The following is a 21,248-nucleotide window of genomic DNA, read 5'->3' on the forward strand; positions in this document are numbered from 1 at the left end:
GTCAATCACAAACTTTGTTCCCAATATTAAAAAATTAGTCAATTATTATCTATTTTTGTGCTTTGTACATGAGCAAAAAAATCGATCATGCCCGCACAAGCTTATATGGCCGGTTTTTTTGTTATGTACAGAGATTTTGCTGTAGATATCATGACTTTATCTAGTAGTTCATTTATTGAATTTTCCAATCATCAGGATTGTCATGGGGTAAATTTTTGAAGTGCTCCAGAAGTTCGTTCATTCCCTCATGCCCTGTTGTATCTCTTTTATTTTTTGCAACAAATTGCCTTCCAAAAAGATTGCTTTGATAACATAAATCCGGATTCTCCATATCAATGACTTCAGCAAATACCTTGGCCACTTCGGCCGCAGTTTGAAAAACAGTATTCTGATGGAACCATTGATAAGCTTGTTCAGTAAAGGTTTTATAGTATTTCTCAACAATATCGGGGCGAGAGCCTTCAAATCGAGTCAATTCTGTTGCAATTGGCCCAGGTTGGAAATTAATTACTTTGATATTCCATGGAGCCAGTTCAATTGCCAAGGATTCTTGTAATCGTTCAAATGCTGCAAGTGCTGAAAAATAGATTGCGACTCCTGGAATATTAACGGGAACAGAGGTGAAAATCGTTGAGGTTGTTGTTAATAAGCCCTTTTTTCTTTCTCTCATTACAGGGATGAATCCCCTGATTAAAGACAATGGGCCAAATACTTTGGTTTGATAAGTTGTTAATATATCTTGAGTGGTTGCGCATTCAACAGGGCCAATAACCGCATTCGCTGCATTGTTAACTAATACGTCAATATATTGATATTGAGATAAAACTTCTTTAATAAAGCGGTCAATTGAATGTTCATCGCAAAGATCCAATGTTTTTATATCTAAATGGCTGGAGTTTGTAATGTTTACTTTGTCAATTTGGCTCGTTTCAAGATTTCTCACTGTTGCAATGACTTGATATCCACGATTTAGCATTTCACATACAAGATTATATCCTACACCGGATGTTTTTGAGCAACCTGTGACCACCGCTATTTTTTTACCCATCTTCGTCATATCCCTATACTGATGTTTTTCTTCAGCGATAACCTGATTATAGCCCTTTTATTTATTATCGATTTTCCAAATTCTTAACTGATTTATTGAAAAACAGAAAAATATTGGTTGAGAAAATAGGGGATAATCAATTGACATATGGTTTACTGACAAGATTAATTGTTCTCGTTTGATTATTTGGACATTTACTCTGGCAAGAATTAACAATAATGAGAGGCTGGGGGTTTAAAAATAATGAGAGGCTGGGGGTTTAAAAAAAGCCCGTATTTACTTAAAGTAAATACGGGATGTCCCTTCAAAAGAGGGCGAGCATATTACATTGTAAAACGGCTTGACTCTTCTTTTTCTTCTTCTTCTGTTTCTTCATGACTATGTTGATCTTCGTCTACTTTTTCTTCGCTCTCAGATTCAGAAGATGAAAATTCTGATTCTTCTGATTTTTCTGATTTTTCTGATTTTTCTGCTTCCTTCGCATCTGTTTCTGCCGCCAATTCATTGTCAATATTGATGTTCAGGCTTTGCATCATGAATTGCAGTGCCAATAGACCCATTATTTCTGGGCTGCCATTCAATGTAGCAAATACTAATGTATCATCTGCTTGAGTATCCATAACATGGAAGTGGTTGTGGCCATGTGGGCATGGCATGACCATGGCATTAGGAGTAAAACCAAAAAGAGTCAATATACTACTTCTTGGCAGTTGATTTCCCTGCTGGTTTCCCTGTTGATTTGTTTGTTGATTATCTTCTTCAGAACGTTTTTCAGTTTTTGGTGAAGCTGGGGGGGTTAAAGGCATAATCATTACTCCTAAACTAAAATTAAATCCAAAAAATACTGCCCAAAAAAGATAATCTAATTAAGAATCTATCTTTTCGGCGACAAGTTTACAATTAATTTACAGAGTTTGGTAGAGTAATTAAACAATTTTTTCGTATTGAATAAAAAAACAAAATTATTTTTGCAATATGTATGAAAATTATAAAAAACGCATTTAATAATTTTTTATGATTATATAAATAACAAAGAAACCTCTGGTTAGTCATTTTTTGATTATACTTAAAAATAACAATCAAGAGGAGATAAGATTTTGGCTGATTCCAGATCATCAATTCAAAGTATTTTGGAAGTCGATAAACGATTTGATGAAAAATATTATAATTATTTGGTTGGTGATAATTATTTAATTCCAGCAGAGGCTGCTGTTATAGCCAATGGCTTATCAATATTCAAAAAAGAGTTTGAGAGTAGAAACTTATTCACACAGAGAAAAGACAATCATGATTCTTTCACTCCTGAACAAATCCTTCAGTATTATTTGGAATTGGCTCTTACTTGCGGACGTCTTGATATTATTCAATACATTATCGATGAACTTCATGTTTCTTTATCTCAGGAAAAATTATTGCATTTTCTATTTTTGCACAGTCCTTATGAAGGAAATAAATATTCTCAAAATATCGTAGAAATTTATAATTATTTGAAAAGTAAGCAGGAAATTAGAGACAATAATCAGCTGTTAGAAGAGATTTTTTTAAGGGAAGCTAAAAAAGGCCATTTCAACGCAGTAAAAGCGATTATAGAACTTGATATTATACCTGATATCAATATTACCGACTCCGATGGGCATACGGCATTTTTTTACTGTATTTTAGAAAGCAAGAAAAAGCGATTTTCCTTTAATCTTAAAGAATTAGGAGATGTGGATATTGTTTTATCAGTTCACGATGAGGAAATTCTTGAACTGATGGATCTGGTTGATGCAGCCATTTTGGCGATGGAAGGTCGAGATGAAGAAAAACTGATGAAAATCAGGAAAGCGCTTGCCGAATCTATAAATAAAATTCCTGAGACATTGATAGAGGATTGTTTGTCGCGAGCAATTGAGTTGAGCGATGTCAAGATGATTCAACTTCTGTTACCTGTTTGTAATCCTGAGCTAAAGTTCTTGATGTTAGATAAGGCCAACTCCGTTGAAGCTGGTATGCTGCTGATTGAGTATTTTTTAAGAACTGGATTTATTGTACCCGAAGCAAGACGCTTAGAAGGTTATGCACACAGGTTGGGGTTAAATGAATACAGTGCTGGTGCCGAACAGGCAAACAGGTTTTTGCTGCATGCAGTAAGCAAATATGCCAGTCAGACAGATACTAGTGAAGATTTCAAACCTATTTTAAGGGCACTACAAAAGACAGTGCTATTAAACGCCATATCGAATGTGGAAGTAGCGCGAAAAATTTTATATCAAAGCTATATGGAAGGAGAACCTCTATTGCTCACCGTGGGGTGGACTCAACATGGCGTTGGTTTATCCATATTATGGGATAAAGAATCAGATAAAACGTATCTTGTATTTTCTAACCGAGGGCAAGGAGGAATTGCCTCATGTCTTACTGAACACGATTTAATTGAGAAGAAAGCTCCAAAAGCTGGTTCCGTTATCTATGAGATAGAGGGTAAGTTGGACGAAGACTTTTTCTCTCATTTTGAAATAGGTGAAAATAAATTGGGTCTTTTTCGATATGGGCAGAAATCATTTGAAAAAGACATCGGAAAATGTCTTAAAGAGGCACGGGTTTTACAACCCTTTATTTTGGCTTCGGCACAGAATTACGCCACCTGTGGCTATGTTAATACGAAACAATCCATACGCGGCTTATTATGCATCTACAGTATGATAAAAGGTGAACCTTTATCTGAAGAGTTGGTTGATTTAATTAGCCGTCAATATAAGGATTTCACCGATCATGATAGAAATGTAGCTTGTTCGGAGTTAATTGAAGATTTTCAGATGAAAATCAAGTTTGATTCCAAGCATATTCAGAAGGAATATCAAGATTTCATTGTCAAATTGATTTTATCGCATTGTACATCGGATAAACCAGAAGATATTGAGCGAACCAGGCGGTTATTTGCAGTGTTACCAGAAGAGATACAGGAAAAGCTGGCTTATCTGATACCTTACCATATCATAACACAGAAAGTCGATAAGTCATCAACGCTGCAAAATCTCAGCCTGTTTAGACATCATGAAGAACCCTCCTCCCAAAATGACTGTTTTTTATATAGCCCGGTTACAGTAATTGCTGATTCCGTGGATAACTTACTGGATAAATATCGTGAGATGAATACACTGCTTAAATTTTTAGAGTCTCAGGGCTATACAGAAAAAGATATTCCAAAAATTGTTTTGGAAAATAATTCAGTCCGTATTCATACAAAACCGGATAGAGATTTTAAATATGAAGTAAAAGAGCTTTTTCCCAAAGATATCCAGGTTGTTAATGTCCAGGGAAGATATGAATTTGTTCTCAAGGATTTAAAAGAAGTAAATTGTGTGTTAAACAACTTAAAAAGCAAGGCTTCAGATAACCAAAGAGATTTAGATCTTGGAATATAGGACTTGAGAGAATATTTGGTTTAACTGTTTTATTCTTTATATGAATCTTTGATAAAGTTCTTAAGTACCACCAGGAAGCAATATTTTAAAGAATTACCTAAGGACCTCTCATGAACCCCTACCAACAATTAGAACAACATTTTAAAAAATATTACGATTTTGAAAATTTAGCAGCCATTGCTTCCTGGGATGAAGCAACGATGATGCCAATCGGTGGTGGTCAGGCTCGTGCTGAGGCTCTGGCCACTTTAAGTGCTATACAACATGAGTGGTTAACCAATAAAAAAGTAGGTGATTGGATAAAACAGGCAAAAGATTTACCGGGTTTATCATTATGGCAGCAAAAAAATATTTATTGGATTGATAAGCAATATCAGCAGGCAACCTGTATTCCAGCGCAACTGGTAGAAGAGTTTACGAATGAATCTTTGATATGTGTTCAGGCATGGCGAGAATTACGGGCTAAAAATGATTGGCGTTCATTTAAACCGTATTTAAAAAGGTTATTTGAAAAATTAAAAATGATTGCTGATATTAAATCACAACGATTTAATAAGCCATGTCTGGATGTTTTAATTGATGAATATTCTCCTGATTTAGATTGTGAGACCATAGCTCCTGTTTTTAATGTTTTAAAACAAGAAATACCTGCCTTTATTCCCAGGATTATCGAAAAGCAAAAAATACGGGAAATTAAAGCAATTTCAGGTGGTTTTTCCGCTGAAAAACAAAAGCAACTTGGAATTGAAATCATGTCCCGACTGGGGTTTGACTTTAATCGTGGCCGATTAGATGTTAGCCACCATCCGTTTTGTGGGGGTATTTCAGATGATGTTCGAATGACTACCCGTTATAACGAACAGGACTTTTTATCTTCCTTAATGGCAATTACCCATGAAACAGGTCATGCTCTGTATGAACAAGGCTTGTTAACAGAATGGAGTCGGCAACCTGTTGGCCATTCATTAGGAATGTCTGTGCACGAGAGCCAATCGTTGCTTATTGAAATGCAAATTTGTCGAAGTTTGGACTTTATAAGCTTTTTGGTTCCTATTGCAAAAAAATATTTTAAAGAAGCTCAAAATATAACCGAAGAAAATCTTTATTTTCATTGTACGAAAGTACAGCCTGATTTAATTCGAGTTGAGGCAGACGAAGTCACTTATCCGCTTCATGTAATACTGCGTTACGAAATCGAACAACTATTGTTTTCTTCGGAGATTACCATTGATGATTTGCCAGAGGTTTGGGATAACTTCATGAGAAAATATTTGGGCTTATCAACGAGAGGGAACGACAAAAATGGCGTGATGCAAGATGTGCATTGGCCGTCTGGAAATTTTGGCTATTTTCCCGCTTATACGTTTGGTGCGTTAATTGCCGCTCAATTGTTTTCGGCGGCCAAAAAGGCAATCCCAGATATCAATGATCAAATCAAATCAGGTGACTTTCAATCGTTGTTAATTTGGCTTAGGGAAAATGTTCATCAAAAAGCAAAGTTATTTTCTTATCAAGAGTTATTACGTCAAGCAACAGGCGAGGAGTTAAATCCGCAATATTATTTGGCTCATATCAGACAGAGGTATTTATAAAACAGGGTGGTTTTAGATAAAATTTGCAGGTTGTATGATTTTAATCAAGAGGGTTATCAGATGTTACTTTTTAGTTTAGCAATGTCCAAACACAAACTTACTTTTACTAAACTGTCTGAGTGTATGGAATATTTAGATCTTGTTGCAAAATGGGCAGAAGACGAATGGGGATATATTCGTAATAAAGGGGTAGAGTTTCGTAAAAAAATCCTGTCTGATTTGAAAGAGCATACTTATATAGGAACTTTTAATGGACAACCCATTGCCATGTTCGTTTTATTCGATAAAGAGATGAGTCCGGAATTTAACCATGGAAGATTTAAACCTCCGGTAGTGAATGAGTTGATGTATGTCTATATTGATGAACCTTATAGAGGACTGGGTTTTGGAAAGCAAATTATTGATGAGGTGAAACAATTAGCAAGCCATTCAAAATCGGAATACATTATGCTGGATACCTTAAAACCTGGCTTGAATCGATTTTATGAAAAGAGCGGGGCAAAAGTGATTGCAGAAAATCAATTGTTTTCGCATCCAACTGATGTATTGACAATAAAGATATAAGCCATGATCTCTATCATGGGTAAGTAATGCTCTTTTTTATATGGACATGAGCGTATTATCGTGTTTAAGTAATCATATATTCAATGGGTACAATAATTAATCATAAGAGTAAATTTCTTTTCGATTAATTATTTCTTATTTCATTAGACCTCTTGCCCTAAAACATAAGAGACAAGTTGGGCAAGAGGTTTATTTTAGAATCAAAAGCGTTGTCGAACCGCTTCAGATGGAGCATACATTATTAAAGAGGAGGGAAGAGGAGACTTCATTTTTTCTTAATTGTTTTATATAGCATCTGTATAGGGATTTTGGGAGCGATAATATGGCATTAAGTAAAGAAATTCAGAATAAAAGTTTAAGATCATTAATCCAAAAATACGCCAGACATCTTAATGAAACAGGCAGGAAGCTCATAGAACTTATCAATAATCTCGCTGCAGCAGATGATATTCCTTTGTATGTCCAAAACCAAAATGTTATCGATTTGTTAATTAAAACCATTAAAGACAGCCAGTCCGAACACAATCCGGATTTGGAGGGAACTTCTTATTTCATTTATGGATTGATAACTGAAAAAATGGAGGCTCAATCTGAAATAAACCGCCAAAGACATCTTATGCAGGGACGTTTTGATGAAACAGCACTTCATTTAAGAACAGAGCGTGATCAGATGCAAGATCATGACATGACTCTTCTCATGCCAAAATCTCAAGGTCATATCGTCGTGATGGCAGTTCTCAATCGTCATGATCCTCATTCCGCTAATGCGATTATAGACACTTTGGCAAGTGATGTATTCAATCCCGAAATTCATCACATTATGATACCTCTTGGCCCCGGGCATTGGCGAGGAGTCTATTTAAGCAAATCGCAAGGGAGAATTAGCGATAAAATTTATGATCTTGAATTATTTGATCCTTATGGGCCTGCAGGCGCTGCTGTACTTGATGATTATGTACTTGATTTATTCAACCAGTGTGGAGTTCCCAAAGAGCTCGTGAACATCCGTCATACGGGTCCGAAACACCCACAAGGCGACGCTTACTCTTGTGGGGATTTTACTTGTGCCTATAGCCATAAGAAAATGAAAGAATTTGGAGCTCCAGAGGGTAGCTATAATCCAATTCTTATCGATACACTGGACAATTTAGGCAATGTAGATAATGTGCTTCGTATGGCAACACGTGAAGAAACGCGAGCTCTTGTTGAAAAAGACAGAGGAAGACAACACATTCATCCTGTCCTTCAGTCTACGCAGGCTGCAGATAAAAAAGAGCCAATATCGTCCACTGGCAAACCTAAAGCAGGAGCACAAGGGATATCCTCCGAAATTGAAAATGCTAATAAATCAAAAAAAACAACTATTCAGCAAACTGTTAAAGATAAAGAAAGTCAATTATCACCAACTATGCGAACAGGTCTTTTTATAGGTGGGGGTACATTTACCTCAGGAGGAGTAGGGGCGATTATTGGCGGCCTCATAGGCTTTTTCTTTTTACCAGGATTGGGTGTATTGATGGGAGCTATAGCTGGGGTTTTTATCGGTGCAGGAGCAGGTTTGTTGATATCAGGTATTATAGCCAGTGCATTTTGGAATAGTACTCCATTAAATATTATAAAAAACCATGAGAGTAACACTGAGACGCAAGGAATCGATTTAAAATCCGACTCTGTAGGTAAACCTGATAAACAATATTCGGAAAAGGATGAGGAACCTATCCACAGTCCTCCTTTGTTTTCCACTCCCGCTACGCAAGAGAGAGCGGCAAATGACATTACCGATGAATTGAATTCAATCGGCCCTAAAACTTAGTAAAACCAGTCAAACATTTATTTTATGGATACCGCTGACAAGCAACGGTAGGTAGTGAGGGTGAATTATTAGCATACCCTATAAAAGTTTCAATTCAGCATTTGTGAGCATTCTTTTAACTATGAGATTAACGTGCTAATATAAATCATTTAATATAAATAGTGTCCGACAATTCATGACTCTGCAAAAATACTTCCCCTGGTTTAATGAGGCATGGCAATCTTACTCGCTTTGCCGATCATCCCTATGGTGGCCTTTAAGCTATCTTATATTAACACCGCTTGCTGTCTTTATTGTTTTTGGATTAATTATTCCATTAGGGTTAAATCAGTTGGGTTGGATTGGTTTTGACCATGCGTTGATTAATTATCCTTATCTTTTGCTAATAGCAGGACTGCTTTATTTCGCTCTTGTCCCTTTTCTTGACGCATTATATCAGATGATTAAGGCTCATCTGGATGGCAAACCCATCAAAATGAATACGGATGATATCGATTTTATTAACCCCAATACTTCCAAAGTAATGGGCATGTCTATGGGTCCCATTCTATTGACCATTATTATCATGGAGCTTGCTGGTTCTTTTTTTAAGCCATTTCGATTATTGGTGCTGTTAGCCTATGTATTGGCTATTTTTACGCCTATTTTGAGTGTAAACACTCCGGAATCACCTTTGAAAAAGGGTTTAGAATCCTTGCAATTCGCTCTTAATAATAAAAAATTGGTTAGCAAGGTTTGGGGGTTACGACTTTTGATTCTTCTGTCTTTGCTCTTTCCCTGGGTTATTATAGGGATTACTGGTGAGCATGCTATTTTAAAGATTATTACCCTAATGGCAGGATTGCCTTTCTTTGTTTATTCTTTAGTTAAATTATTGCCTTTTTATTTCTTTTATCCAGCCTATGTTTATCATCAGACAAAACATCAAAACAGGTATGGGAATGTTTCTCATGGATAACAGGCTCCTTTTCTAATTTTAAAAATTCTCTGTCTGATTTTCGGCTTCACCATTTTAAAGAAGATTTATAATAATTAGTAAGAAAGTTTATCAGGAATGGTGATGTTTGAAATTAACGATCAAAGAAAAAAGGAATATTATACTGCTTTGCTGAGTAAAAATACCTGCTATGAAGGGATTTTTTATGTTGGAGTGAAAACAACAGGTGTTTTTTGCCGACCAACTTGCCCTGCAAGAAAACCAAAATTGGAAAATTGTGAATTTTTTCATACCGCGCAAGAGGCTCTATTAGCCTCTTACAGACCCTGTAGACGTTGCCAACCTCTGTCACATCCAAATCAAGTATCTGATTTGGTCAAATATTTAGTTGATGCAGTTGAGGCTAATCCTGAAAAAAGATGGAAAGACAGTGATTTTGCGGCCTTATCAGTTGATGTTGCAACAGCAAGGCGCCAATTTAAGAAAAGATTTGGAATGACATTTGTAGCATACGCTCGTGCCAGAAGAATGGGTATGGCAATGAAACAAATCAGAGAAGGTGATTTAGTGATTAATGCGCAAATTGATGCTGGATATCACTCAGGCAGCGGGTTTAGAGATGCTTTTACGAAGATTATGGGAGTTGCACCTTCTCATTTTAATGAACAGCACAAAGTACTTAAGGCTTCCTGGTTCGATACACCTTTAGGTCCTATGCTTGCTGTTGCAGATGAAAACGCTTTATATTTACTTGAATTCGTCGATAGAAGAGGATTGGAAAGAGAGGTTGAAAGGCTGAGAAATAAAACCAAAGCGGTAATTATCCCGGGAGATTCCCCAGCCTTAAAGGCCATACAAAAAGAGTTGGGTCTTTATTTTTCAGGAGAACTAAGACAGTTTAGTACGCCTATACATTTTATTGGCAGCCCTTTTCAAAAAAGGGCATGGCTCGCGTTAATCAATATTCCTTATGGCGAAACAAGAAGCTACCAGCAACAGGCACAAGTAATAGGTAATCCTTCGGCTTACAGGGCGGTGGCTAATGCCAATGGCGCTAATCAACTAGCTATAGTGGTTCCTTGTCATCGGATTATCAACGCTAATGGCGAACTGGGAGGATATGGGGGTGGTGTAAATCGTAAACAGTGGTTGCTTGAACATGAGAGACGACATAGTTGAGATGAATAGATTGATAAGTTAATCCTGTGCTTGAGAGTTTTGTTTATGAACTCTGAAATTTTTTCCGATTATTTTGTCCCAAGCACGTGAAGCAGTGGGTTCTTTTTAGCAGGAATCCCATAGTAATTCATAAAATTTTTGCGGTGAATTATCACGAGATTGTTTTTTGTAATATGTTCTCTTGTTCCAGTTCCTCTTTTTCAGGTTTTGAAGAAAAAAATCTGTTACGCACAAATTGATAGGATGATTGTGTTATTTTGCTGGTTAATACACTGACTCCAATAGAGCTTGCCATTACAAGGGAGGTATTGAGTAAATTAAAAGGAGAGCCTAATATCCCCCAAGCTATGACTGAGCCTGTTGTGAGATAACTGACATTCTGTTTATCAAATCCCAAATGCTCGGTCAGTAACACTGTGCTTATCGGTAATCCCAAAGCGATTCCAGGTGCAGTACCAATAGTGATTAAAGTTAAAGCTCGAATGCCTTGAGAAATCCAGTATATCTGTTGCTGTGAATAATGATGATTTTTTAGATAGTCATTTATTATTTCATCAGTGAGCGTGAGCAGGAACGAGATAAGAATGCCTTGTTTTGCGGCCTCAAGCATCATTTGATATAACTCATCTGGAATAAGTCCACTCCAATCATTAGAACTATTTTCTTCTTTTTCTGGGTGCCCAGGTTCCCTATTTGTAAACTGTGTTTCGGTTTTAATAGTTTCTTCTGAAACTTTAAATACTTGTCCATAAATCTCAGAGTTTGTAGGAGTTGTTTTGAAATGCAATGAATCAGGTCTTGTATAGCCTTTAGCTGGAGCATAGGGATTATTTAAAGAGCATTGATCTGCCGTACAAAAGTAGCTTTGAGTTTCAGGAAGAGCCAAACTGTTTGTTTGAGGGACAAATACGGTATTTGGGTTCTCTTCTTGTTCTTCGTCTTTATTAATTAGCAAATGATTACTTCTTTTGGCGTACATGACTTTCTCCAAAATCAAAATGGGTTTATGAATTGACAGCTTTATCTTTTTCTCTATTTTTTCCAGGGTGTTTGATGCTGGCCAGTACTTCTTCTGCTGCGCGTATGCCGGATAGATAAGCACCATGTACTGTACTGGGATCTGTGGTTGAGGTGGCTTCTCCAGCAAAATAGAGCCGGTTAGCTACAGGTTGAGCAAGGGTGCGAATGACACTTTTATCAACTTTTACTGGTAAGTATGAATAACTGCCACGTGTGAATGGATCACTGCCCCAATGAGTTTTTTTATTTTTAATTGGTTTAGGGATATTACTTCCATAAATTCGTCTTAAATGCTGCATCACCCACTCTGTTAAATGTTCTTTTTCCATATCACGTGCCAGTTTGCCACTGGTAAATACGATGAGTACCGGTTTTTTTGTGTATTTGTAATAATTAAAGATATTGAATGCTTCTTGTTTATCTTGGGGCAGCATGCCAATCCATTCACTGTCTTTATCCCAAAAAACCTTGTCAAATAATAAATACAATTTCTCATAACTTCCCATCCCTAACTTGGATATCGCGGTGCGCTTATCCATAGGTAAGTCGGGATGAAATTTGATTGTATTGGCTTTGAGTACGCCTAATGGTACGGTAATAATGACTTGATTGGCATGGTATTTCTCATGTTGAGTTATGATGTTGACACCATCAGGCCCGTAATTAATTTGGCTAACTATTTGGTTTAAATGAATGGGAACATGCTGTGTGAATTGGCGGAAGAGTTGGAAATAGCCTTCAGGTACAAGGGCATTTTTTCCAGAAGCGATGGATGCCTCGGATACTGAATGGACGTTGCGTGATAATTTAGTCAAATTATCAGCAAATTCATAAGTATAGATGTTTTCCAATGCATAATTTAATAAGGCAAGTTGTTCTACAGTAAGTTTTTTTTGTTTTGCAAAGGTGGTGAGGTTTTGCGCAAACGAGATCATTTCACTGCGAGTTTGGCAATATCTTAAGAACTCTCTGGTTAAACTTGAAAACAAACGCCGTGTCTGTTTTGATACTGGTTTCCCTTCACTGTCATATAAAGCATAATTGGTTAGCATAGCTACTGGATCAGAGTTGCTATAACTATTGATAATAATCGACTGTTTGCCAATCAACGGCATTAATGGGTTATTTTCAATGGCATGAATCCAGGATGCCCCCAAATCAGTGGCGAAACCCCAATCATAGCTGGTATATACTCTGCCTCCAAGGCGGTTTTTTGCCTCAATAATCAGCACTTTTTGCTGTGCCTTATGTAAATGATGTGCTGCGGTTAATCCGGATACCCCAGCACCTATAATTATTGTGTCATAATGATGAGTTGCCCAGGACAATTTTATAATTAAGAGTAATACAATGGAGCAGATAATTTGTTTCTTTGCTAAAGGCAAACTGGCAAATTTTATTTTTGATTCATAGGGAGTTTTTTGTTTGCACAATTTTTTGATGCAAATAAACTGTAATAATTCGGTTTGCATGTCTTTTATTCCTACATCACTATTTTATTTATGTGCTGGACTGGACAAATTAATTTGTCCAATCCGGCTACGCATTTAGCCTGGACTAGCTAAAATTTTGTATTTGCTTGATTGCATGCGAGTGCACAAGATTGAATTATGATGATCAAGTCGAGAAAAAACGTCTGGTATGACACGGTAAATCCTTGTTGTTGAATTGGTGAATATTAAAAAAAGTATCAATATTTGTAAATAATAATCAGCGTAGCAACTAAATTGTCTTCATGAAGCGTCCAGTTATTTGGTTTTTATCTAAAAAATGATGTCTGGGCAGGATGAATTAATTTTGTTGATATACAATTAATGTAATTCTCGGATTTTTTTAATTTTAGAGCATAGCAGCCAAGAGTATAGCGTTCATGAAAAATAATAAATCCTCATGGTTAAAGTGGGTGTCAGAAATTCAGGCTATTGCACAAAATGGTTTAACTTACTGTGGAAATGAATTTGACAGGGAAAGATATATAAGGCTCAGAGAAATCGCTGCTGAAATTGCTGCTTTGAATTCGCAGGGCTCTTTTCAGCAAATTAATGAAACCTTCTCAATAGAAAGAGGTTATGCGACTCCCAAGTTAGATGTTCGAGCATTTATTCTCAAAGAGAATAAACTATTATTGGTCCAGGAAAGAGCGGATTCTCTATGGACGCTTCCTGGAGGGTGGGTGGATATCAATGAATCACCCTCTGAGTCTGTTATAAGAGAAACAAAGGAAGAAACCGGGTTTGATGTATCAGTGATCAGGTTATTGGCTCTCTGGGATAAACAAAAACATGATCATCCCCCGCAATGGCCACATGCATATAAATTCTTTTTTCACTGTGAAATCATATCAGGGGAAGCAAAAGAAAACTTGGAAATTTCTAAAATTGATTTTTTCGAGGTCAGCAAGTTACCCCAATTATCAACTCATCTTGTTACAAAGAACCAACTTGAGAAATTATATGAAATAATCTTTTCTTCGGAAAAAACTTTGTTTGATTAATTAATCAAGGAGTTTTCTTGTGCTGGTGATAGGATTCTGTATGAATAAATGTGAGAGAAAAAATGCGCATAGCTGTGTCAGGAACACATTCAGTAGGTAAAAGTACTTTTGTTTGGGATTTTATAAAAGCGTACCCTGATTATATCAGAGAGGAAGAACCTTATCGGGCATTGCGTGCTAATTACAATATTAAATTTGGTAAGGATTCAACTCGATTTTGTAACGGGATTCAGCTTTACCAAAACATCAGCAGGGTCAAACAGTATCCTAATTCCTCCAGTAAAGTCATATTTGATCGCTCGCCAGTTGATTATATTGCTTATTCCTTATATACCGAAAATTACCATAAAACGGACTTGGATATGGCATTTGTGGAAAGTTTAATTGAACCTGTAAAAGAATCATTGGAATTTATTGATCTTTTAATATTTGTTTCCATCAATGAAAAGCACCTTGTAGAAATTGAAGATGATGGTATTCGTCCACTTGATGAATCATATCGTTCTGAAGTAGATGCTTTTTTTAAACAAATCTATTTTGAAAATAGATATCAAATCATGCCAATAAAGAATACTCCCAAGCTTGTTGAGTTGTGGGGATCACGAGAAGAGCGAGTAGAAAAGATTTCTCAACTATTAAAATAGCTATAAAGTGGAAAATATTATAGCTATTCTTCAGATTGTGTTCCTTGTCTCTCAGTTATTCATTATAAATTTATTTTAATGTTTGCTTTTTAAAAGATTATTATGTACTGTAAAAAGACAGTATATGTTCTGACTTAGGCAGGGAGTTGGTTTTGAATATCTTCTGGATTGTAAGCTCCCGCTAAGTAAGTTTAAGTGTCTTTATGGAAAAACAGACTCTTGACGCTTTGAGCAAGTACTGCGGTGACATAATGGCTATTAAGGGAGAAGACCATGATGAGAATGTTTAGTACTCGTAGAAACCCTTCCGCAATAATGCGCAAAGATCTTTCATTAACTTCCCGCCCCTCACTACAGGCACCTCTGCTTAAGAGTACCGTTAACCCTCAAAGCACTCTGAAAAGCAAAGAGTTATCGGAACGTAAATATACTGAAACTTTACCGGATTCAAGGTTTTTTTCAAAATTAAAATTGGCAGAACAGGATCAATTCAGTCACAGAAAACGTAAGCGATTTAATTATCAAAAAAATTTTAGTGCGGCACTCTCTTTGCCTTACTCAAGAAAAGAGTTAGATGTAAATCAGGATGAAGAAAATACACTGTTGTCAATGGTGAAACAGTATGTGATTGAACATGCTAATCGTCGTGTTGACTTATTTTTTTATACATTGATAGCTTATTATAATACAGAAATTATTCCAACAAATGGTTATACCGACCTTCAGCATGGTAGGGGACGTAATACCAACAGGGGTATAAGTATCACTGAGGCCTGTCACAGCAGTCTTATCCCATCACTACTTGATAGTACTATTTATCAAAATAAAGGAAGATTAAAACATAAAAGTCTTCTTTCCGGAACTCACTTCATGGACAGTTTAAATGCTACGGTAGAATTACCTCCCTTTGTGAATGATTTTGATGATATCCTGGAAAAGACTTGCAGGAAAAAATGCCTGAAAATCCTGCATGAAGTATCGCTTGGAAGAATCAATCCAATGGAAGGTTTAACTCTTTTCCTAAAAATGATGCAGGATATTTTAAAAAAATTTAAACAGGAAGCAGAAAGTGAAAGTCAATCCGTACTATTGCAGAATTCATTGATAAGAAAAAAACTCATTAGCCCAAACCTGATTGATTTGGTTATTGATGGCACGTTATTAACTACTTTTTCGGATAGTACACAGAGTGTTTCTGATGATTACATTCAACTGTTACTTAGAATGACATCAGAAGAAAAAACGCTTTGCGAAAAAGATGAAAAGGGTAAAGTCAAATTGTATTTGGCAAAAATAATGGAAATACAAAATGAGATTTTGACATCGAAAAATGGTGAGTTTGTCCCTCGATATTAAGATGGAATATTAAATTGTCATTTGAAATTTGATGCCAGGTGAACTCTTGTTTTAACAGATATTCACCTGCCAACTAGTGATTTCTGGCTGTGCTATAATTAAAAAACTTCTTATTTAATAAGGGATTAACATGTGCTCAATTGGAGAGTATTTGGCAAAGCGGCTGGAGGAATTAAATATTTCTGAATATTTTGCTATACCGGGTGATTACAATCTTATTTTACTCGATGAAGTCCTGAAAAACGAAAAATTAAAAATGATTAATTGCTGTAATGAGTTGAATGCAGGATATGCTGCTGATGGCTATGCCAGGGTAAAAGGCGTCTCCGCTTTATTCGTTACTTATAGTGTTGGTGGACTTAGTGTTGTTAATGCAGTTGCAGGAGCGTATGCCGAAAATCTCCCCATTTTGGTTATATCGGGTGGCCCAAATACTAATTCCATACAGGATGCTGAAATTCTCCATCATACGCTGGCGACTGAAGATAATTTGTATGTAAGAGACATTTTTTCTCGAATTACTGCCCATGTCGTTTGTATTCGAAAGCCAGAGCAGGCTGCCATGCAGATAGACGAGGCTATAGCAATCGCAATCGCTAAAAAAAAGCCGGTCTATATTGAAATAGCGTGTAATATTGCTAACTATCCTATCTCCAAGCCTACTCAACGCGCATTCAACACCTATAAAATTAGCGACAGTTCGTCTCTGGCTGCAGCAGTAGAGCATGCTGCTGAAAAATTAAACTCCGCTCTAAAGCCCAGCTTGATTGTAGGTAGTAAGGTTAGGCATTGTAATGCAATCAATTCTGTCAGCGAGTTGGCAAAGTGTACTGGATATGCTATGGCGGCTATGCCTGATGCGAAAGGATTTATCTCAGAACAGCATCCGAACTTTATAGGTATCTATTGGGGACCAGTGAGCTCTTCTGGATGCGCCGAAATTATCGATTCCAGTGATGCCTATCTGCTTATTGGGCCTAATGAGAATGACTATACTACAGTTGGGTATGTATGGGGAATCAACCCCCACAAATCAATAAAGACCACCAAGGGAGGGGTTATTATTGGTGAAACAGTTTATACCAATATCTTCATGAATGATTTTCTCAGAGAATTAAGTAAAAAATTAAAATTTAATGATGCTTCATACAAAGCTTATAAACGAATTGCTGAAGAAACTGTCGTTTATCCAGAGTTAGATCAACCAGACGCTCCATTAAGCAGCCGTTATTTGTTTGGTCAAATTCAGAAAATGCTTTCTGACAAAAAAGCTTTGTTGGCTGAAACAGGGGACTCCTGGTTTAATTGTATGCGCCTGTCTTTGCCTGAAGGTTGTCCTTTCGAAATTCAAATGCAGTATGGTTCTATTGGTTGGTCAGTAGGTGCTTTGCTAGGCATGCAGGCTGCTTTGCATAATCAAAAAAGAGTGATTGCCTGCATAGGAGATGGCTCATTTCAAATGACTGCCCAGGAAGTATCAACCATGATACGTTACGGGTATAAACCAATTATTTTTTTAATGAATAATGCTTGTTACACTATTGAAGTACAAATTCATGATGGTCCTTATAATGTCATTAATAATTGGCGTTACGCTGAACTGGTTAATGTATTCCGCGGGGAACAGAGTAATGCAAAATCTTTTATAGTTAAAACCAACAAGGAACTACTCACTGCAATTAAACAGGCAGAAAAAACAGAAGCGCTTTGTTTTATTGAAGTGTTCCTGGACAAGGATGATTGCAATAAAAACTTGTTGGAATGGGGCTCAAGAGTGGCAAATTATAATAGCCGTCCTCCTCGTAGATAGATCTTGGGTAGGAATTATAAGAATTGCCTACCCTGATATTAATGATTTGACGAGTTTTTATTTGGATCCCAGCTCTATTGAGAAGGCAATGGCCAGCTTTGAAAAGTTAGCTATATGTTCCAGATTCAAAAAGTCCATTGTATCTGAAGAGCTGCCGATATAGGGGTTAAGGTTTTTAAAGTCAGATTCAACTGCATAGGTTACGGGTATATTTTCTTGACTCCAGGAAATATGATCACCGCATTCGTAATTACACTGCGAAAAATTAACTGGTGTATGGATGTAATTTTTTATTAATTTTGCAATATATTGGTTCAGATCATTGTTTGTATTGTCGGTAAACACCCACATGGTTGAATCATCTGAGTTAGCGCGAAACCCTGTCTTGTTGAGTTGCAGTACGGCTTTAACAGGAATAGATTTTTCTTGAAAATATTGGACTACATATTGAGACCCTGCCAAATTTCTATCGCTGGCAGCGTACCAGATAATATAAATCGGATGCTTGAATTTCAGCTTCGAGGCTAACAAAATACGAGTGCTTTCCATAATGGCAGCAGCACCGCTACCTTCATCAGCGCCAGGCATGCTCCCATCTAAAGTATCCATTGGCGCACCAATGACTATGGCGGGTGTTTTCAGTTCTTTACCAATGACTGTCACCAGGGAGGGTTGTTTATACCAACCTGCTTTCACAAGGAATGCGGCAGTATCTCTGCGATTGTACTCCATTGCCATTGTTTCGAATTCAGACTTTAACCAATTCGCTGCAGCAACTCCTGTGTCTTTGGTTGCTGAACGATTACTATAGGAGGTCAAGTGATTTAATGTTTGCCAAATGTTGTCTGCAACTACCTCTTTTATTGCAGCATTGACTTCTTTTTGGTGTTTAATCTCATAGATGGTTTTGTTTTCTTGAGATTTTTTAAGGGCTTTTAACGCGCTGTTTTGCAGAATGTTTTCCGCTGATTTTCTTTTGGCGGTCAACAGGGTATCCGAGAACTTATCCGTTACGTCGATAAAATCACCACAATTCACTTGTTCTGCTAAAAGAGTCATATTTTCCATATCGTTGCCAGGCAGATCAATGATTTTGAATTGCTCATTTTCAGCCAAGACATCATGTGCAATAGTCATTTTTGTAGCAAGGCATTGAGGTACTTGTAATTGAGCATGAGCTGGATGCGGTGTTCCGAAAATGGAATTACTCACTAACACAATATTTGCAGTAATCCATGTCAAATATTCAAGCATTTACACTCCTAAACAGCTGTAGAATCCATATCGATTCATGGGTAAAACACATTATTTTAAGTATTAAAAAATAATTTTGGAGAGTTCGTTATTTTTTCCCATTGTAAATGACTAATTTACTTGTCATATGTTTTATCTCCAAAATACTGTGGGCAAATATACTACAAAATTGGCAAAATTAACACCTTTATTCTTGAAAAATTTCTCAGTTTTCAGTTGGGGAATATGGGGTTTATTTTATCTCATGAGGTAATGATGAGCTTGTTTGTTGGTTTTATTTTCATCCTGAATAAGTTTACACTAAAATCAATGTAATAATTGAATTGATATTCTTGATTAATAATCATTTTAAGTTTATCTATAGAAAGAATAACTTTAATCAAATCAATAATAGAGATAATAGTGGGTCATTCCATTATCAATAAAAATCGAAGTATAAAAATAATTCTGATGATATTTTTTGGAATAGTTACCTTTGCCAAGGTTTATGCCTATTCCCCAGATACCAGCAATCCAATACAGATAAATCGTTCTTCAGGTGAAATGAACTCCAGGCATCGTGGAGAGGTCATTGTACTAATTCATGGTTTAATGCGTACCTATGTGAGTATGAAGCCATTAAAAGCCTATCTGGAGGCTCAGGGATATCAGGTCTATTTGTACAAATACCCTTCCGCCAGATACAATATTCAAGAGCATGGAGTGTATTTAAATCAATTTATTGCATCAATACTTGAGAATAATCCGGCAATAAAAATTCATTTTGTTACTCACAGTCTTGGTGGCATTATTGTAAGGGAAGCGTTATCTAAATTGTCTCAGAAACAATTAAAACACGTAGGTTATCTCATTATGTTGGCTCCTCCTAATCAAGGCTCTAAGCTAGCAAAGTTATCCATTAAATTATTTCCGATGATTACCTACTTCATAAAACCTTTGGCTGAATTAAGTTCCGAGCAAACATCCTATGTGCACCGTGTTCCTGTACCTGATATCAAAATGGGGATAATCGCTGGACGGTTTGATGCCAAAGTTCCACCAGATTACGCTCGTTTGCGGGGACAAACAAAGCAAGTCATTATTAACAACACCCATACTTTTATTATGTATGATTCAAAAGTAAAAAAACTTGTCCTGAGCTTCTTAGAAAAAGGGAAGTTTGAATAGTTTTTTTGGTTTTAGTCAGGGGCTAATATTAGCTTATAAAGTATGCTATCTAGCTTTTGTGATCCAGTCATAAATCTTGACATCATAATTAATTATTACTAAATTGTACATATATAATACAATATGGTTGGTAATTAACATGAAAGAATTAATAGCTTTTATCCATGACTTGTATAAGGATCGTACTGAGAAATCTGTAAAATTTGAATCCAAGGGGAGGGTTATTGTATCTCCTTTGATGAGTAAAGATGATGCCCAGGAATTATTTAAATCGTTAAAACAAATACTCCCTAAAGAGGCGCGATTAAAGGTACGTGAGTCAAAGCAAGAACCAGATCAGTTTCGTGTCGTTCTCTTTAATCCTGAAAAGGTTTTTTCGTTTTATGCCGAGCATGCTGCAGAACTGTTAAATCGATTTAAACCATTACCGACATCTTCTTCAGGAGAGGAATATTGTAAATGGAAATATAATCCTCTATCACATCTAATAGAATACACTGTTCCGTTTTCAATTCTAGATTATGATACAAAAGCGAAAGTTACAGATACTCATGAAGAGGCTATACAATCAAAAGTGAATCAATATAACGAGAAGTTACGGTCGATTTACCCTGATCTCAAAATTATCGGAACTAATTCAGTTGAAGACTCTAGTCCTGATAAATTTTTCTTAGCATCTTTTAATTATAATGATTATAAAATCATTAAGAATCTTAATAATCCTGTAAGTTTGCGTCAATTAGCAATTGGGTTTTTTAAAGAACATCCTGAACATTATACGACAGAAATTGCTAAAAAAATCCCAGGAGATATGACTGATGAGTTTACTGATATTGAACCATCTTCCACTAAACCATCGTCAACCGGCAGCTAATTTTTTATTGAGTATATAGGGTCAGTGGTAGAAAGAGAGACGGATCTTTGTCTTAAGCTTGTTATGAAATATACATGGATTTAAACCAT

At 36.3% G+C, this 21,248-nt stretch carries 17 protein-coding genes; 12 read left to right on the forward strand and 5 right to left on the reverse strand.

What is annotated here, in order from left to right; genetic code table 11:
• Positions 1–172: 172 nt before the first annotated feature.
• Positions 173–1,048: an SDR family oxidoreductase gene (locus tag OQJ02_RS05385; RefSeq protein ID WP_265718216.1), complete on the reverse strand. Its 876-nt coding sequence runs from the start codon at positions 1,046–1,048 to the stop codon at positions 173–175.
• A 323-nt stretch (positions 1,049–1,371) separates the two neighbouring features.
• Positions 1,372–1,854 (reverse strand): type IV secretion protein Dot, encoded by a 483-nt coding sequence (locus OQJ02_RS05390; RefSeq protein WP_265718217.1) that lies wholly within the window; start codon positions 1,852–1,854, stop codon positions 1,372–1,374.
• Between the two features lie 291 nt (positions 1,855–2,145).
• Between OQJ02_RS05390 and OQJ02_RS05395 the strand changes: the two genes are divergently transcribed.
• From OQJ02_RS05395 to OQJ02_RS05420, 6 genes are all read left to right on the forward strand, one after another.
• Positions 2,146–4,455, forward strand: coding sequence for a hypothetical protein (locus OQJ02_RS05395; RefSeq protein WP_265718218.1), 2,310 nt, complete (start codon positions 2,146–2,148; stop codon positions 4,453–4,455).
• A 110-nt stretch (positions 4,456–4,565) separates the two neighbouring features.
• Positions 4,566–6,047, forward strand: coding sequence for a carboxypeptidase M32 (locus tag OQJ02_RS05400; RefSeq protein WP_265718219.1), 1,482 nt, complete (start codon positions 4,566–4,568; stop codon positions 6,045–6,047).
• Positions 6,048–6,107: 60 nt separating this feature from the next.
• Complete coding sequence (locus OQJ02_RS05405) at positions 6,108–6,611, forward strand: GNAT family N-acetyltransferase (protein ID WP_265718220.1); 504 nt, start codon at positions 6,108–6,110, stop codon at positions 6,609–6,611.
• Positions 6,612–6,906: 295 nt separating this feature from the next.
• Complete coding sequence (locus tag OQJ02_RS05410; protein WP_265719798.1) at positions 6,907–8,424, forward strand: DUF456 domain-containing protein; 1,518 nt, start codon at positions 6,907–6,909, stop codon at positions 8,422–8,424.
• A 175-nt stretch (positions 8,425–8,599) separates the two neighbouring features.
• Entirely contained in the window at positions 8,600–9,382 is a 783-nt protein-coding gene (locus OQJ02_RS05415) for a hypothetical protein (protein ID WP_265718221.1), read from the forward strand.
• Positions 9,383–9,484: 102 nt separating this feature from the next.
• Positions 9,485–10,540 carry a bifunctional transcriptional activator/DNA repair enzyme AdaA gene (locus OQJ02_RS05420; protein ID WP_265718222.1) on the forward strand — a complete coding sequence of 352 codons (1,056 nt, stop codon included), beginning with the start codon at positions 9,485–9,487 and terminating at the stop codon, positions 10,538–10,540.
• Between the two features lie 151 nt (positions 10,541–10,691).
• Here the strand turns inward: OQJ02_RS05420 and OQJ02_RS05425 are convergent, their stop codons facing one another.
• Together OQJ02_RS05425 and OQJ02_RS05430 are read right to left on the reverse strand one after the other, a co-directional pair.
• Positions 10,692–11,645 carry a hypothetical protein gene (locus OQJ02_RS05425; RefSeq protein WP_265718223.1) on the reverse strand — a complete coding sequence of 318 codons (954 nt, stop codon included), beginning with the start codon at positions 11,643–11,645 and terminating at the stop codon, positions 10,692–10,694.
• A complete protein-coding gene (locus tag OQJ02_RS05430) occupies positions 11,545–13,032 on the reverse strand; it encodes an FAD-dependent oxidoreductase (RefSeq protein WP_265718224.1) in 1,488 nt (495 codons plus the stop codon). The genes OQJ02_RS05425 and OQJ02_RS05430 overlap by 101 nt, the downstream gene beginning before the upstream one ends.
• A 398-nt stretch (positions 13,033–13,430) precedes the next feature.
• On the opposite strand from OQJ02_RS05430, the gene OQJ02_RS05435 reads away from it, so the two are divergent.
• The 4 genes from OQJ02_RS05435 (at position 13,431) to OQJ02_RS05450 (ending at position 17,864) form a co-directional block, all read left to right on the forward strand.
• Positions 13,431–14,054 carry an NUDIX hydrolase gene (locus OQJ02_RS05435; protein WP_265718225.1) on the forward strand — a complete coding sequence of 208 codons (624 nt, stop codon included), beginning with the start codon at positions 13,431–13,433 and terminating at the stop codon, positions 14,052–14,054.
• Positions 14,055–14,116: 62 nt separating this feature from the next.
• The gene (locus OQJ02_RS05440; RefSeq protein WP_265718226.1) at positions 14,117–14,698 is read left to right on the forward strand and encodes an AAA family ATPase; all 582 of its coding nucleotides are present in this window, start codon (positions 14,117–14,119) and stop codon (positions 14,696–14,698) included.
• 273 nt (positions 14,699–14,971) lie between these two features.
• Complete coding sequence (locus OQJ02_RS05445; RefSeq protein ID WP_265718227.1) at positions 14,972–16,054, forward strand: hypothetical protein; 1,083 nt, start codon at positions 14,972–14,974, stop codon at positions 16,052–16,054.
• 130 nt (positions 16,055–16,184) lie between these two features.
• On the forward strand, positions 16,185–17,864 hold the full coding sequence (locus OQJ02_RS05450; RefSeq protein WP_027265760.1) for a thiamine pyrophosphate-binding protein: 1,680 nt from the start codon (positions 16,185–16,187) through the stop codon (positions 17,862–17,864).
• Positions 17,865–17,921: 57 nt separating this feature from the next.
• On the opposite strand, the gene lapA is transcribed toward OQJ02_RS05450, so the two are convergent.
• Complete coding sequence (gene lapA / locus OQJ02_RS05455) at positions 17,922–19,118, reverse strand: aminopeptidase LapA (protein ID WP_265718228.1); 1,197 nt, start codon at positions 19,116–19,118, stop codon at positions 17,922–17,924.
• A 402-nt stretch (positions 19,119–19,520) separates the two neighbouring features.
• Between lapA and OQJ02_RS05460 the strand changes: the two genes are divergently transcribed.
• Positions 19,521–20,285: a lipase family alpha/beta hydrolase gene (locus OQJ02_RS05460; protein ID WP_265718229.1), complete on the forward strand. Its 765-nt coding sequence runs from the start codon at positions 19,521–19,523 to the stop codon at positions 20,283–20,285.
• 103 nt (positions 20,286–20,388) lie between these two features.
• Positions 20,389–21,159, forward strand: coding sequence for a type IV secretion protein Dot (locus tag OQJ02_RS05465; protein WP_265718230.1), 771 nt, complete (start codon positions 20,389–20,391; stop codon positions 21,157–21,159).
• The last annotated feature ends 89 nt before the right edge of the window (positions 21,160–21,248 follow it).

Origin of the sequence: Legionella sp. PATHC032, from assembly GCF_026191185.1 — a bacterium.
In the GTDB taxonomy this organism is placed as follows: Bacteria; Pseudomonadota; Gammaproteobacteria; order Legionellales; family Legionellaceae; genus Legionella.

What these genes read in the sequence shown, in the direction of transcription:
- OQJ02_RS05385 (WP_265718216.1), bottom strand. Translation starts at nt 1,048, where the DNA reads ATGGGTAAAAAAATAGCGGTGGTCACAGGTTGCTCAAAAACATCCGGT.
- OQJ02_RS05390 (WP_265718217.1), bottom strand. Translation starts at nt 1,854, where the DNA reads ATGCCTTTAACCCCCCCAGCTTCACCAAAAACTGAAAAACGTTCTGAA.
- OQJ02_RS05400 (WP_265718219.1), top strand. Translation starts at nt 4,566, where the DNA reads ATGAACCCCTACCAACAATTAGAACAACATTTTAAAAAATATTACGAT.
- OQJ02_RS05405 (WP_265718220.1), top strand. Translation starts at nt 6,108, where the DNA reads ATGTTACTTTTTAGTTTAGCAATGTCCAAACACAAACTTACTTTTACT.
- OQJ02_RS05415 (WP_265718221.1), top strand. Translation starts at nt 8,600, where the DNA reads ATGACTCTGCAAAAATACTTCCCCTGGTTTAATGAGGCATGGCAATCT.
- OQJ02_RS05420 (WP_265718222.1), top strand. Translation starts at nt 9,485, where the DNA reads ATGTTTGAAATTAACGATCAAAGAAAAAAGGAATATTATACTGCTTTG.
- OQJ02_RS05425 (WP_265718223.1), bottom strand. Translation starts at nt 11,645, where the DNA reads ATGGTGCTTATCTATCCGGCATACGCGCAGCAGAAGAAGTACTGGCCA.
- OQJ02_RS05430 (WP_265718224.1), bottom strand. Translation starts at nt 13,032, where the DNA reads ATGCAAACCGAATTATTACAGTTTATTTGCATCAAAAAATTGTGCAAA.
- OQJ02_RS05435 (WP_265718225.1), top strand. Translation starts at nt 13,431, where the DNA reads ATGAAAAATAATAAATCCTCATGGTTAAAGTGGGTGTCAGAAATTCAG.
- OQJ02_RS05440 (WP_265718226.1), top strand. Translation starts at nt 14,117, where the DNA reads ATGCGCATAGCTGTGTCAGGAACACATTCAGTAGGTAAAAGTACTTTT.
- OQJ02_RS05445 (WP_265718227.1), top strand. Translation starts at nt 14,972, where the DNA reads ATGATGAGAATGTTTAGTACTCGTAGAAACCCTTCCGCAATAATGCGC.
- OQJ02_RS05450 (WP_027265760.1), top strand. Translation starts at nt 16,185, where the DNA reads ATGTGCTCAATTGGAGAGTATTTGGCAAAGCGGCTGGAGGAATTAAAT.
- lapA (WP_265718228.1), bottom strand. Translation starts at nt 19,118, where the DNA reads ATGCTTGAATATTTGACATGGATTACTGCAAATATTGTGTTAGTGAGT.